The organism is Mesorhizobium sp. WSM4887 (genome assembly GCF_029625865.1).
Lineage (GTDB): Bacteria > Pseudomonadota > Alphaproteobacteria > Rhizobiales > Rhizobiaceae > Mesorhizobium.
Genome location: NZ_JARTVP010000001.1, coordinates 1,670,547 through 1,683,615, shown reverse-complemented (window position 1 = coordinate 1,683,615; position 13,069 = coordinate 1,670,547). Strand labels below are relative to the sequence as shown.

Annotated in this window: 11 protein-coding genes; 1 reads left to right on the top strand and 10 read right to left on the bottom strand. The window is 64.2% G+C overall.

Going from position 1 to position 13,069, the window contains the following annotated elements:
* Positions 1-66 precede the first annotated feature (66 nt).
* Positions 67-1,851 carry an outer membrane beta-barrel protein gene (locus P9230_RS08060; protein ID WP_278118363.1) on the bottom strand — a complete coding sequence of 595 codons (1,785 nt, stop codon included), beginning with the start codon at positions 1,849-1,851 and terminating at the stop codon, positions 67-69.
* Positions 1,852-2,012: 161 nt separating this feature from the next.
* Between P9230_RS08060 and P9230_RS08055 the strand changes: the two genes are divergently transcribed.
* Positions 2,013-3,014: a KpsF/GutQ family sugar-phosphate isomerase gene (locus tag P9230_RS08055; RefSeq protein ID WP_278118361.1), complete on the top strand. Its 1,002-nt coding sequence runs from the start codon at positions 2,013-2,015 to the stop codon at positions 3,012-3,014.
* A 66-nt stretch (positions 3,015-3,080) separates the two neighbouring features.
* On the opposite strand, the gene P9230_RS08050 is transcribed toward P9230_RS08055, so the two are convergent.
* The 9 genes from P9230_RS08050 to P9230_RS08010 all read right to left on the bottom strand — a co-directional run bounded on the left by P9230_RS08050 (position 3,081) and on the right by P9230_RS08010 (position 13,021).
* Positions 3,081-3,545 carry an NfeD family protein gene (locus P9230_RS08050; RefSeq protein ID WP_067325928.1) on the bottom strand — a complete coding sequence of 155 codons (465 nt, stop codon included), beginning with the start codon at positions 3,543-3,545 and terminating at the stop codon, positions 3,081-3,083.
* Positions 3,546-3,573: 28 nt separating this feature from the next.
* Complete coding sequence (locus P9230_RS08045; protein WP_278118246.1) at positions 3,574-4,524, bottom strand: SPFH domain-containing protein; 951 nt, start codon at positions 4,522-4,524, stop codon at positions 3,574-3,576.
* A gap of 134 nt (positions 4,525-4,658) precedes the next feature.
* Positions 4,659-5,723: a ferrochelatase gene (gene hemH / locus P9230_RS08040; protein WP_278118244.1), complete on the bottom strand. Its 1,065-nt coding sequence runs from the start codon at positions 5,721-5,723 to the stop codon at positions 4,659-4,661.
* A 147-nt stretch (positions 5,724-5,870) separates the two neighbouring features.
* On the bottom strand, positions 5,871-7,970 hold the full coding sequence (locus P9230_RS08035) for a 5'-nucleotidase C-terminal domain-containing protein (protein ID WP_278118242.1): 2,100 nt from the start codon (positions 7,968-7,970) through the stop codon (positions 5,871-5,873).
* Between the two features lie 189 nt (positions 7,971-8,159).
* Positions 8,160-8,531, bottom strand: a complete 372-nt coding sequence (locus P9230_RS08030) for a hypothetical protein (RefSeq protein ID WP_278118240.1) — start codon at positions 8,529-8,531, stop codon at positions 8,160-8,162.
* Between the two features lie 186 nt (positions 8,532-8,717).
* Complete coding sequence (locus P9230_RS08025; RefSeq protein ID WP_095823421.1) at positions 8,718-10,163, bottom strand: homospermidine synthase; 1,446 nt, start codon at positions 10,161-10,163, stop codon at positions 8,718-8,720.
* A gap of 125 nt (positions 10,164-10,288) precedes the next feature.
* The gene (locus P9230_RS08020; RefSeq protein WP_095823420.1) at positions 10,289-11,224 is read right to left on the bottom strand and encodes a DUF3445 domain-containing protein; all 936 of its coding nucleotides are present in this window, start codon (positions 11,222-11,224) and stop codon (positions 10,289-10,291) included.
* 40 nt (positions 11,225-11,264) lie between these two features.
* Entirely contained in the window at positions 11,265-11,927 is a 663-nt protein-coding gene (locus P9230_RS08015; protein ID WP_278118238.1) for an aminotransferase class IV family protein, read from the bottom strand.
* Positions 11,876-13,021: an aminodeoxychorismate synthase component I gene (locus P9230_RS08010; protein WP_095800471.1), complete on the bottom strand. Its 1,146-nt coding sequence runs from the start codon at positions 13,019-13,021 to the stop codon at positions 11,876-11,878. The genes P9230_RS08015 and P9230_RS08010 overlap by 52 nt, the downstream gene beginning before the upstream one ends.
* Between the last annotated feature and the right edge of the window lie 48 nt (positions 13,022-13,069).

Genomic DNA, 13,069 nt, shown 5'->3' with positions numbered 1-13,069 from the left:
CTGGCTAAGCGGCGTTGATCCTTCGGATCTCCGCGTCCGCGTCGCTGGCGCGAGGATGACGAAGCGTCAGCGCTGCACCTTCAGGCCGAGATAGACGCTGTTGGCGACATAATCGCGACCGGGAAGGTTGCTGGTGAGCTTCTCCGTCCTGATTCTTGTGGTGAGGCCGGCATAGCGGTTCAGCCACCAGGTCAGGCCGGCCTCGGCGCTCAGGACCAGATCGTGGCCATCGGAGCCGGTGTAGTCGCGCCAGTCGAGCCCGAGCGCTGTATTCGCCGTCAGGTTGGCGCGGACCTGCCGCTCGCCGGTGAGCCGGCCCGAATAGAGGAGGTCGCCGCTCTCGTTAGCGATGGTCGTGGTCTCGACCGTGGTTCTTCCGGTCAGCCCGATGATGGTGCCGCGCTCGGGCGACCATCTGAGGTCGGCGTTGACGTAGGGCCCCGCAATCGCCGGCAGACGGTCGTCGTCGATGCCTTCGCGCAGCCATCCGACGGAGAACTCGCCGGAGAGCTTCTCGCGCATGTCGAGCTCGACGCCGGCGCGCGCGCTGAGCCGCGTCGAGGAGCGCTCGAAACCGTTGCTGTCGAGGCGCAGATCGTAGATCCGCCGGCCGGCTTCCACTTCAACGAATGGCGTCATGGCCGGTGAGACCTGATAGCCGGTACGCAAGGTCGCAGAGTACAGTGTCGAGTCGCGATCCTTCAGCGACAAGACGGTGCCGTCCGAGAGCTTGGCGTCGCCGTAGAAGTCATGCGAGACCGCGCCGGTCAGCGCGTAGCGCATCTTGCCGACATCCTTCTCGATGCCGAGGCTGCCGTCGACCGTCTGCCGCCGCGGCTGTGAGGTGACGCCGGCAATCGCATCCGGCGAGGACGCCGATTCCGGCACCGCTTCATACCCGAGCTTGGCGATGGCACGCAGTTCATTGTCGAGGTCGACAGTGAGCTGGCCTTCGATCCGGCCCTGCGCATCGTTGATCTTCTGGCCCGAAAGCGTGTTGCGAAAAAGGCCGTAGCCGTCGACGACGGCCGAATTCTCGCGCCAGTCGGAGGTGGCGGAGAAACGCAGCGCGGTTTCGGACAGCACAGCCGACCTGCCGCCGGCGCTGGCATCGGCATTGGAAGTCGCGGTGAGGCCTTGCTCGAGTGTCGGACGGAAGACAAAGGTCCCGACCTTGATGCCGGGGGCGGCGAAGGCATCGTCCTCCAGCTTCACTTTCTGGCCCTCGATCGATCCTGTGCGCTCCGTGCCGGGATCGAGCCGGTCGACGCTGTCGATAGTGACGGCGCGGCGGTTCGCGCCGTCATCCTCGGTGGCCGCCGTTTCGGCCTGATCGCGGGTGGCGGCCTTGGCCGTGCTGTCGGTCGTCTGGCCAGGCTTCTTCTTGGCGTTTTTCTTGTCAGCCGCCTTGGCATCGCTTTTCCCCTTGGCACCCGCCGCGCCCTGCCTGGCAGTCGAAGGCCGGCGTGGCGCGGCCATTGTTTGATTGTCGGCGAAGGGGTCGTCGGTGGCTCGCGGCTGGTTGAAGATGCTGCCCTCCGCGCCCCCGGTCTGGTCGTCGTCGGGCACCGCGCCTGGGCTTGCCGGCTCATAAGGGTTGGCGGGCGTCTGGTCCTCAGCCATCTGGGTCGCCGGAACCGCTTGATCCAGCGATCCCTGCGGGCGCAATTGTCCGGCCTTGCGTTGCTGGTCGGCCAGGATTGCCGATTCGGAGACCTCGCCGCGCAACTCGGTTTCTTGCGAAAATGCCGGCACGGTGCGCAGCAAGGCGACAATGCTTGCCGTCAGCAAAAGCGCTGCAACGGCAATGCACTTCCGGCCCTTTTTCGTATCTGGCTCGCCCCCGAACATCATCACCACTGCTTGCGCGGCGCAGGCGCGCCATACTTACCGGACCGTAAATGCGGATGGTTAACGGAGGGTTGAAACAGGCCAAGGGCCCTTGTCCGCGACGCACGCGAGACGGGAATTCCGTTGGACAGGCGGGCGACATGGCGCTAATGGCATCTGCCATGCACGCGGGGTCCTCAGAAAGAAAGCAGCCGGACAGGCAGGCAGCGATTGAATCGGCGCTGAGAACGGTGGCGACGGAGCAGGCCGGCATGGCCGCGCTTGCAGCCGCTCTCGGCAACGGCTTGTCCGAACCGTTCGCTGCCGCAGTGGATGCCATCGCGCGTATCGAGGGCCGCGTCATCGTCACCGGCGTCGGCAAGAGCGGGCATATCGGCTCAAAGATCGCGGCGACGCTCGCCTCGACCGGCACGCCTGCCTTCTTCGTCCATCCGGCCGAGGCCAATCACGGGGATCTCGGCATGATCGCCGGGGACGACGCCATCATCGCCATGTCTTGGTCGGGCGAGAGCAAGGAACTGATGGGCATCGTCGCCTATTCCAGACGCTTTTCGATCCCACTGATCGCCATCAGCTCGGGCGAGAATTCGGCGCTGGCGCGCGCCGCCGACGTCGTGCTGTTGCTGCCGGCCGCGCCGGAGGCCTGTCCCCACGGGCTGGCGCCGACGACATCGGCGCTGCTGCAGCTGGTCATGGGCGACGCGCTGGCGATCGCGCTGCTCGAGGCGCGCGGCTTCACGCCGGACCATTTCCGCACCTTCCATCCCGGCGGTCAGCTCGGCGCCAATCTGATGCAACTGCGCGAGATCATGCATGTCGGCGAGCGGCTGCCGCTGGTGCCGTCGGGCACGGGAATGCGCGAAGCGATCGTCGAACTGTCGCGCAAGGGTTTTGGCTGCGTGGCGATCACCGGCGCCGACGGTGCGCTGATCGGCATCATCACCGATGGCGACATCCGCCGCCACATTGCCGATGATCTTCTGTCGATGAACGTCGATGAGGTGATGACAAAGAAGCCGAAGACGGCTGCCCCCGACACGCTGGTGGCGACGGCGCTGCAGACGATCAATACGTCGGCCATCACCAGCCTGATGGTGGTCGAGGCCGATCGCCCCGTGGGGCTGGTGCATCTGCACGATCTGCTGCGCATCGGCGCCGCCTGAGATGGGCGAGACTCAGGACACGCAGGCCTGATTCCCAAACGGCTTCAGAATAGGAAACCCGCAAACTCAGACGGCCTCCACCGTCAGCTCCAGATCGGTGTCGGCGGCGCCGGTCACACGCACCTGGGTGCCGACGGGCAGGTCCGGGCCGGAGACACGCCACAGCGTGTCGCCGAGGCGGATGCGGCCGCGGCCATTCTTGATGGGCTCGGCCAATGTCGCCGTGCGGCCGACCATCTGAGCGCCGCGGCGGTTGAGCAGCGGCTGGTCCGCATTGACGGCACGATCGCCCACCAGCTTCTTGCCGACGAAGGCTGAGACCAGAGAGAGCACGAGGAAGGCGAGCACCTGGAGCTGCCAGGTCCAGAAGGCAGCGTCCCAAATCAGCAGCGATACCGCGCCGATGATCAGCGCGGCGATGCCGATCCACAGCATGAACACGCCGGGCGCCACGATTTCCATCACCAGCAGCACGAAGCCGAGGACCATCCAGTTCCACGGCCCGAGTTCCGAGACGATGCGATCGATCATTGACGTTCTCCCACCCAGATGGCGTGACTCAATTGTCCGACGGTCGCACGAGCGGCGTGCGCGCCCCCTGACGTTGCGGGCCGGAAGGGCCGTCGGCCTTGAACACTTCGCGGGCGATCTCGCCGATGCCGCCGAGCGAACCGATCAGCGATGAGGCTTCGAACGGCATGAGCACGATCTTGTTGTTGCTGGACGAGCCGATCCTGGCCAGCGCCTCGGTGTATTTCTGCGCGATGAAGTAGTTGATCGCCTGCACGTCGCCCTTGGCGATGGCTTCCGACACCACATGGGTCGCCTTGGCCTCCGCCTCGGCGGAACGCTCGCGCGCCTCGGCATCGCGGAAAGCGGCTTCCCTGCGGCCTTCGGCCTCGAGGATCTGCGACTGCTTCATGCCTTCGGCGGCCAGGATCTGGGCGCGCTTGTCGCGCTCGGCGATCATCTGGCGGCTCATCGAATCCACCAGATTGGCCGGCGGGTTGATGTCCTTGATCTCGACGCGGGTGATCTTGATGCCCCACGGGTGCGCGGCCTCATCGACGACGCGCAGCAGCCGTTCGTTGATCGCATCGCGGTTGGACAGCAGTTCGTCGAGATCCATCGAGCCCATGACGGTACGGATGTTGGTCATGGTGAGGTTGAGGATGGCGTTCTGCAGCCCGGAGACCTGATAGGCGGCCTGCGGGGCATTCAGCACCTGGTAGAAGGCGACGCCGTCGACGCCGACGATTGCATTGTCGCGGGTGATGATCTCCTGCGTCGGGACATCGAGCACCTGCTCCATCATGTTCATCTTGGCGCCTACGCGCTCGAAGATCGGGTTGATGATGTTCAGGCCGGGCGTCAGCGTCTTGGTGTAGCGGCCGAAACGCTCCACCGTGTAGTTGTAGCCCTGCGGCACCGTTCTGATGCCTTTGAAAAGAAGGATGATGACGAGGAATACAAGAACAATGATGGCAATATCGAAACCGCTAAACCCCATTTCGTTTCTCCCTCAAAAAGGCGGCGACCTCGCGGAATCACTTAAGTGTGTTTCCGAAGCGTTACAATTAGGTGATCGCGAATATTGGTTAGCGAAGGCTGTTGCGAACCGGTTTCGACGCCTATTATTGGACGTCAGACCCAGCCTGACAGTTCCCGCCGCACCAGCGCCTCGATCACCGCCATGCCCTCGGCGCTGTCGTTGAGGCAGGGGATGTGGGCGAAGTTCTTGCCGCCGGCATGGTGGAATGTCTCGGCGGCCTCGCGGCCGATCTCGTCCAGCGTCTCGATACAGTCGACGGAAAAACCCGGATTGACGACCGCGATCGATTTGACGCCGTCCTTCGCCAGCTTCTCGACAGTGACGTCGGTGTAGGGCTGCAGCCATTCCTGGGCGCCGAAGCGCGACTGGAAGGTGGTGATGAGCTTCTTCTCGTCCCAGCCGAGCCTTGCCCTGAGCAGCCGCGTCGTCTCGAGGCAATGCGCCTGGTAAGGATCACCCTTGTCGGAATAGGGTTTTGGGATGCCGTGGTAGGAGGTGATCACCACCTCCGGCACGAAATCGAGCGTCGCCAGGTTTTGCTCGATCGAGCGGGCGAGGGCGTCGATATAGACCGGCTCGTCATAATAGGGCGGCACGCTGCGGATCGCCGGCGCTCGCCTGATCTTCATCAGCGCCCGGAACAGCTGGTCGTTCGCCGTCGCCGTGGTCGTCGCCGAATATTGCGGATAGAGCGGAAAAGTGAGGATGCGCTCGCAGCCCTGCTCGACCAGCCGGCGGACGACGCTGCCGGTCGAGGGATTGCCGTAGCGCATGGCCCAGTCGACCACGACGGTTGGCAGATCAGCAAGCGCAATGGCGAGCTTCTCCGCCTGCGAGCGGGTGAAGGTGCGCAGCGGCGACTCGTTCTTCTCCCGGTTCCAGATCCTGGCGTAGTTGGCGCCGGACTTTGTCGGCCGCGCTGTGAGAACCAGCCCGTAGAGGATCGGATACCAGATCGCCTTGTTGAGCTCGATGACGCGCGGATCGGAGAGAAATTCTCTGAGATAGCGCCACATCGGCTTGAAATCGGTGCCGTCGGGCGTGCCGAGATTGATCAGCATGATGCCGATCTTGCCCGCCTTCGCCGGCGCGGCACCCGCCGGCGCCGGACCGGCGGTCTTGGCGGCGTTCGCATCGGCAGGATTGGCAAGCGTCATCGACGGTCTCCTGTTGTCGGCGCGGAAACTAGCGATGCCATGCCGGTTTTGGAATGCTGCGTCTGGACGCACCTTACCGCGTTTGCGTCTGAAACCGGAACACCCGTCCGGTCTTCCGGACGGGTGCCATGAATTTCCGGCGAAAGGTTACTTTGCGGCCGGCGGAATTGTCAGCGTTGCTCCGAGCGGCAGACGGCGCGGCCTGTAGTCCTTGTTTGCCTCGGAGATCAGCTTCCATTTGCTGCCGTCGCCATAGTTTTTCTTGGCCAGATCCCAATACGTGTCGCCCGCGGCGATCACATGGCTGGTCTCCGGGCTGGCCTCCGGGCTGGCCTCCGGGCCGGTCGCGGCCGGCTTGGCCTCGGCGGGCGCTGTTTCGGCCGGCTTGGCGGATTCGGTCGCAGGGGCGGCGGTCGCCGGCGCAGTCTCGGCAGGTTTTGCTGTCTCCGACGTTGCCGGTGCCGTCTCGGCCGGAACGGCCGGCGGCGTCCCGGAGATGTCGCCGGAACTGGACGGCAAAGCCGGCATGGCAGGCTCGGTGGCCGCCGGCGCCGTCTCGGCCGGTTTCGCGGGTTGGGCGGCAGGCGGCGTCGTGGCGGTCTCGGCAGGTTTTGCCGGCTCCGCGGCCGCTGTCATGGCGCCGATCTCGGTGATGCGGCCGTCGAGCTTCGGTGTATAGGGGCGGTGCGCGCCGAGATAGTCGGCCACCACCTGCTCCAGGCCCGGGCCGTAGTCATAGGCGTCCGTAGCCTTTTCGGCGAAGACCTTGTAGCCGTCGCCGCCCTGGCGGACGTAGTTGTTGGTGGCGACGAGATACTGCTTGTCCGGATTGATCGGCACCCAGGCGCCGTTCTCCATCACCTCGACCGATTTGACGCGGCCGGCATTGGGCGCGACCGACTTGTCGAAGGCATATTTCAAGCCGGCCACCTGCGGGAAGCGGCCGGCGCCGTCCTCGACCTGGCTGACGCCGCTTTCGAGACCGGCGACCAGATCCTTGCCGGAGATCTTGAAGGTCGCCAGCGTGTTCTGGAAAGGCAGCACCGTCAGCACTACGCCCATGGTCACGGTGCCCTGGTCGATCGAGGCCCGCAGTCCGCCGCCATTCGAGATTACGATCTCGACGCCCTGGCCCTTGACCCGATCGAGGACGGCGTCGGAGACGAGATTGCCCATTTCGCATTCGCGGGTGCGGCAGCTTTCACGACTGCCATCGATCGGCTTGGTGGTCTCCGCCACTTCCTTGTTCTTCAGCGCCTCGATGGGCGCGCCAAGCTCCTTGATGCGGGCGAGCACCGCCGGATCGGGCGTGATCGACTTGTCGAGAAAGATCGGGTCGCCGCTGGCCGACTTGACGACGCCGTTGTCGTCGAACACGACCTTGAATTCACCGAGATATTTCGAATAGGACGCCGCCTGCACCACCGGCACCTTGTAGCCGTCGGGGTTGTCGACCATCGTCGGGTAGGGGCCTGCCGCCTTCGGATCGGTGTTCGACAAAAGCGTGTGGCTGTGGCCGCCGACCACCACGTCGACGCCGGGGATTTTCGCGATGACGTCGCGCTCGCGGTTGTAGCCGATATGGGTGACGGCGATGATCTTGTTGATGCCCTGCGCCTTCAGTTTCTCGACCTCGGCGGTGATCGACTTGACGTCGTCCGCGATGGCAATGTTGGGGCCGGGCGAGGCCAGTTCCGGCGTGTCGTTGGTGACGGCGCCGACGATGCCGATCTTCTGGCCGCCGACCTCGACCACGATGGACGGCTTGATCTTGCCGTGGGCGCCGGACTTGTCGTTGGGCACGACGTTGGCGCTGACCACCGGGAACTTCGCCTTGTCGAGATAAGGCACAAGCGCGCTTTCGCCGTCGTCGAACTCATGATTGCCCAGCGTCACCGCGTCGGGCTTGAGCTGATTGAGGAATTCCTCCTCCGCTGCTCCCTTGTAGGTGATGTAGAACAGCGATCCCTGGAAGCTGTCGCCTGCATTGAGCAGCAGCACGTTCTGACCTTCGAGCTTCTTGCGCTCCTGCGCGATCGCAGTGACCAGCCGGCCAGCGCCGCCAATGCACTCGCCTTTGGTCTCCTCCTCCGCGGAACATGTCGACTCGTATTTGTTGTTGCCTTCGATGCGGCTATGCCAATCGTTGAAATGCAGGATGTTCAGCGTGTAGTCGGCAAAAGACGCTCCGGCCGAGAGGCCAAGTGCTGATGCGGAAAGGGCGGCAATGGCGGCAAATTTCTTCATTCTCGTCTCCCGGATGAGCTGACTTGAAGTGCTTAAAGCCCTCGCTTAGCTGGAAGGTAACAGTCAGCTTCGGGTCATGTTCACATCGCGTTTTGGCCGATGCAAGCGGAATCGGGAGGAGGTTTGCCGGCACAAAAAAGGACGGCGGCTCGCGCCGCCATCCTCAACAAAGTCGATCTCTGCCTGAGCTCAGGCCCGGCGCGTCAGCACGAAATTCTGACCACTGGAGCTGGTGCAGTTGAGCTGGCTGGTAGAGACCATCAGGCAGTTGAAGCTAACCGGCGTCTGGCGGATCAGCGAGGTGCCGTGGATCTCGACCGAGGTCGCGCCGGTCATGATGTAGCTGCCCTCGGACAGCTTCTGGCCGGTATCGGTCGCGACGGTGGTGAAGCTGCCGGCCGCGAAAGTCGAGAGGCCGGTGCCCTTGGCGTCGATCCAGTTGCCCTCGACGCCCTTGGGCGCCGCTGCGATCGGCTCCGAAGGGCCGGTGGTGGTGCAGGCGGCCGCGGCCAGAAGGCTTGCCGCGGCGCCTGCCGAAAGCAATTTGCGCGCAATGGTCATTTAGAATCCTCTCCTCTCGCGTCGGCCCGAAAACCGATCTCCGATCTTCGGAAAAGCACGATGCGTGCATTCAAAGTGCTAGAGTACTTTGTGCGTCCGAAGGAACGCCCGTTTCTCTAGGCCGCCCGTCTTCAATCGCCCGATTTCCGGGCGATTGCAAGGTGGAGACGCGGGTAGGCTTGGCTGCTATCGCACCAGGATGTTGCGGAACTGCCACGGATCGTCCTTGTCCAGATCCTCGGGGAAAAGCCCCGGGCGATTATCAAGCGGCGTCCAGTCGGTGTAGTAGCCCCTGACCGGCCCGAGATAGGGAAGCTGCACTTCCAGGCAGCGCCGGTAGTCCATCTCGTCGGCCTCCACGATGCCGGCCATCGGATTTTCCAACGCCCAGACCATGCCGGCGAGCACCGCCGAGGTGACCTGCAGGCCGGTGGCGTTCTGGTAAGGCGCCAGCTTGCGCGCCTCGGCCAGCGACAGCTGTGAGCCGTACCAATAGGCGTTCTTGGCATGGCCGTAGAGCAGCACGCCGAGCTCGTCGACGCCGTCGACCAGCTCGTTCTCGTCGAGCACGTGATGCACCGGTTGCGCCTTGCCGGCGGCGCCGAACATCTCGTGCAGCGACAGCACGGCATCGTTGCAGGGGTGATAGGCATAATGGCAGGTCGGGCGATACTGAACCTTGCCCTTCTTGCCGCGCACGGTGAAGAAGTCGGCGATCGAGATCGCCTCGTTGTGGGTCACCAGGAAGCCATATTGCGGGCCGGGCGTCGGGCACCAGGAGCGCACGCGCGTGTTGGCGCCCGCCTGCTCCAGATAGATCGCCGCTTGCGAGCCGTGCTTGTGCTTCTTGCCGTTCTTCGGCGTCCAGGTCTCATGCGTGCCCCAGCCGAGCTCGGCCGGCTGCAGGCCTTCCGAGATGAAGCCCTCGACCGACCAGGTGTTCCAGAATACGTCCATCGGCTTCGGCTTCTTGGTGCGCTGGGTATCGCGCTCGGCGATGTGGATGCCCTTGACTCCGGCCTTCTTCATCAGCTTCGCCCAGCCCTCGCGGTCGTGCTCCGGCGGGACCACAAACTCGAGCCCGAGATCGTTGGCGAGGTTGACCAGTGCCTGCTTGACGAACCAGGAGACCATGCCAGGATTGGCGCCGCAGCAGGAGATCGCCGTAGTGCCGCCGGGAGCCTTCTCCTTCTCCTGGCGCACGCTCTCGCGCAGCGCGTAATTGGTGCGCGAGGCATTGTCGGCCTTGTCGTCGAAATAGAAGCCGAGCCACGGCTCGACCACCGTATCGATATAGAGCACGCCGAGCTTGCGGCAGAGCTTCATCAACTCGAGCGAGGAGGTGTCGACCGACAGGTTGACGCACATGCCCTGACCGCTGCCATTGGTGAGAAGCGGGGTCAGAAGCTTCTTGTAGTTCTTCCTGGTCACCGCGTCCTGAACGAAGGCGATGCCGCGCTCGTCGAGCAGCATGCGGTCGCTGTCGCGCGGGTCGATGACCACCATGCGCGACTTGTCGAACTTGAAATGGCGTTCGATCAGCGGCAGCGTTCCCCGCCCGATCGAGCCGAAGCCGATCATCACGACAGGGCCGGTGATTTCACCGTAAACGGGCCAGTTCTCATTCGCCATTTTTTCGTATACTCCTTCAAACATGGGAAAGTCCGGCATTTTTCGCCGGTAGCCCTACATCACAGATCATTGCCACAAACCAGCGAAAACCGCCAACCGACGGCCAAACCGGCCTGGCGGTTTGGTTAAGCCACCATGGCCATGCCGGCGAGGTACGAAACCAGCCGGTCGCGGTCCGCGCTCAAACCCTTGTAGTCGAGCTGCGCCTGATCGAGAGCATTCAGCTGGTCGGCGAAGGAGGCCGCAAGCGCGACCTTGTCGGGGTGACGGGCAAGCACCGCCAGCGGGTCGAGATGGATGCGAATGGTGAAAAGGATGTCGCGCGACACCGGCAGCTTGCGCAAGGTCTGACGCTCGACGCGAATGAAGGCATGGGCGTTGATGTCACCATCCGAAAAACGCGTCGGACGGTTCGTGGCACGGTCGATGCGCTCCCCGTTGGAAAGCGGATGATAGAGCGCGTCGCCCGCCTGGATCGACCAGTTGAAGCGCTCGACCGCTTGGCCCTGCAGGCCGTCGAACATGCGGTTGATGAGGTCGGCAGGCCGCGTGCCGGGGCCGAAGCCGGGCACGGGCGCGTGGATCTGTTGCAGCGGCTTGCCGAATTTCTCCTGGAGCGACCAGGATGACGGAAAGCAGAGCGAGCCGGCGGCGAGCCGCCAGCCGTTATCGCCGCGGCGCATGATAATCAGGTCTTCCTGCACCAGCAGGGACGCGTGGGCGAGAGGCGCCTTGTTCAATTCGGGCGGCAGCGCGTTGCTCGCGCTTTCGAGGCCCACGACCTCGACATCCGAGCCGGCACCTCGGTGGGTCTCGGGATGTTTTGCCGGAAGATAGCCGGCGAGAAGGTCGAACACTTCTTGCTGTGCATCGCGAGTCTCTTCCTCCTCGACAAAAATCTTTTCCGGGATCTCCGCGTAAAGCCGCCGCTTCTCGGCGAGATGGGGCAGAAGGAAATGATCGACCTCGATCCAGCGGTTGAGCTCGAGCGGCTTCAGGCCGATGGTGAAGAGCTTTGAGGACCCGTCATAGGGCGTATGGGTCGGTTGGCGAATGGTCATGCGTGCCTGGTGCTATCCAGTTGATGTCTCCCAGCCTCAATCAGCCGAGTTGCGCCGGGATCAATCCGCGCAGTGAGTTGCCGACGAAGATCGCCTGCGCCGACTTCAGATCGTCGAAGGTGTAGATCGCTTCCGCGGCGCGGCCTTCGTCCAGAAGCTCGCCGCGCAATACTCCAGGCAGCAGGCCGCAATCAAGCCGGGGCGTCACCAGCACCCCGCCGCCGAAATCGGCGAACAGATTGGTGATCGTGCCTTCGCAGATTTCTCCGCGCTCATTGGCCAGCAGCACCTCGTCGGCCTGGGTGACGAGATATTCGGCGCGGGCACGCGTGTACAGATGTCGCCGGCTGGTCTTGTGGCGCAGCAGCATGTCGGCGGAATCAAGCCTGACCCGGGCCATTTGCAGCCGCCAGACCTTGTCGGCGACGAGCGGCTCATAGGGCTGCACGGATGCGGTCGCCTCGCCATTGCGCTGCAGGGCGAGGCGGGTACGCAGGATGCCCTGCTGTCCCCCGACCGCGCTCGTCAGCACTTCGCCGATCCGATGCGGATCGCAGGCAAAGCCGAGCTCCGCGGCCGAGGCATAAAGCCGCGCAAGGTGGCGCTCGAAGCGCAGGAAGCCGGACCCCGGCTCCCAACGCATGGTCTCGATCAGCTCGAAGTCGGGACGGTTCCCGTCGCGAAGCGCGCTTTCAGAAGACACTCCCGGTACTCCTCCTCGGCGGTGGAATCGAAGACCACGCCGCCGCCGACATTGTAGACAGCCTCGCCGTCGGCAAAGAGCGAGATGGTGCGGATCGCCACCGAGAACCGCATCGTGCCGCCGGGCGCGACCCAGCCGATGGCGCCGCAATAGACGTCGCGCGGCACGCCCTCCAGATCGTGCAGTATCTCCATGGCGCGGATCTTCGGCGCGCCGGTGATCGAGCCGCAGGGAAAGAGCGCTGCGAAGACTTGGCGAATACCGATATCCGGCAGGAGCTTCGCCCGCACCCGGCTCACCATCTGGTGCACCGTCGGGTAGGTCTCGATGCGGAACAGCTCCGGCACTTCCAGCGTGCCGACCTCGCTGATCAGCGAGATGTCGTTGCGCAGGAGATCGACGATCATCCGGTTCTCGGCCTGGTTCTTCTCGTCGTTGCGCAGGAACGCCTTCAGCCGCGCGTCCTCGGCCTTGGTGGCGCCGCGCGGCGCCGTGCCCTTCATCGGGTGCGTCTCGATCATACCGTCGGCGTCGATCTCGAAGAAGAGTTCCGGCGAGCGCGACAGCACGATCGGATCGCCGAACGAGATCAGCGCGCCGTATTTCACTGGCTGGCGCCCGGTCAGCGCCTCGAAGGCGGCAAGCGGATCGCCCGACCATTGCGCATGGACCGGAAAGGTCAGATTGCCCTGATAACAGTCGCCCTGGCGAATATGGTGGTGGAGGCGCGCGAAGCGGACGGCGTAGTCCTCGGCGGACCAGGATGCGCGGGCGTCGAAGATCGGTCCGTTGCTGGCGGGGCCTTCATTCCGCGGCACAGCCTGTTCGAGCGGCGCATCGAAGACACCGAGACAGATCAGCGGCGCGCGGCGGCCCTCTGGCAGCAACGGCACCAGTTTCGGCTCCAGCAGGTAGCCTGCCTCATAGGAGAAATAGCCTGCCAGCCATTTGCCCGCGTCGGAGGCGGCCTGTGCCGCTTCCAGCGCCGGCGTGAATTCGTCCGCGGTTCGCGCCGTGATGACCTCATGCGGCCCGTCAAAGACGAGCTGGTGGCCGGTCTCGTCATTGCGGAATATTGCTGAGGGCAGGGACATAAGCCTTGGACGGGGTCGATTAAGTCGATCGCTCTATATGGGGGCGCG

What these genes read in the sequence shown, in the direction of transcription:
- P9230_RS08010 (WP_095800471.1), bottom strand. Translation starts at nt 13,021, where the DNA reads ATGTCCCTGCCCTCAGCAATATTCCGCAATGACGAGACCGGCCACCAG.
- P9230_RS08025 (WP_095823421.1), bottom strand. Translation starts at nt 10,163, where the DNA reads ATGGCGAATGAGAACTGGCCCGTTTACGGTGAAATCACCGGCCCTGTC.
- P9230_RS08055 (WP_278118361.1), top strand. Translation starts at nt 2,013, where the DNA reads ATGCACGCGGGGTCCTCAGAAAGAAAGCAGCCGGACAGGCAGGCAGCG.
- P9230_RS08030 (WP_278118240.1), bottom strand. Translation starts at nt 8,531, where the DNA reads ATGACCATTGCGCGCAAATTGCTTTCGGCAGGCGCCGCGGCAAGCCTT.
- P9230_RS08060 (WP_278118363.1), bottom strand. Translation starts at nt 1,851, where the DNA reads ATGTTCGGGGGCGAGCCAGATACGAAAAAGGGCCGGAAGTGCATTGCC.
- P9230_RS08035 (WP_278118242.1), bottom strand. Translation starts at nt 7,970, where the DNA reads ATGAAGAAATTTGCCGCCATTGCCGCCCTTTCCGCATCAGCACTTGGC.
- P9230_RS08050 (WP_067325928.1), bottom strand. Translation starts at nt 3,545, where the DNA reads ATGATCGATCGCATCGTCTCGGAACTCGGGCCGTGGAACTGGATGGTC.
- P9230_RS08045 (WP_278118246.1), bottom strand. Translation starts at nt 4,524, where the DNA reads ATGGGGTTTAGCGGTTTCGATATTGCCATCATTGTTCTTGTATTCCTC.
- P9230_RS08020 (WP_095823420.1), bottom strand. Translation starts at nt 11,224, where the DNA reads ATGACCATTCGCCAACCGACCCATACGCCCTATGACGGGTCCTCAAAG.
- hemH (WP_278118244.1), bottom strand. Translation starts at nt 5,723, where the DNA reads ATGACGCTTGCCAATCCTGCCGATGCGAACGCCGCCAAGACCGCCGGT.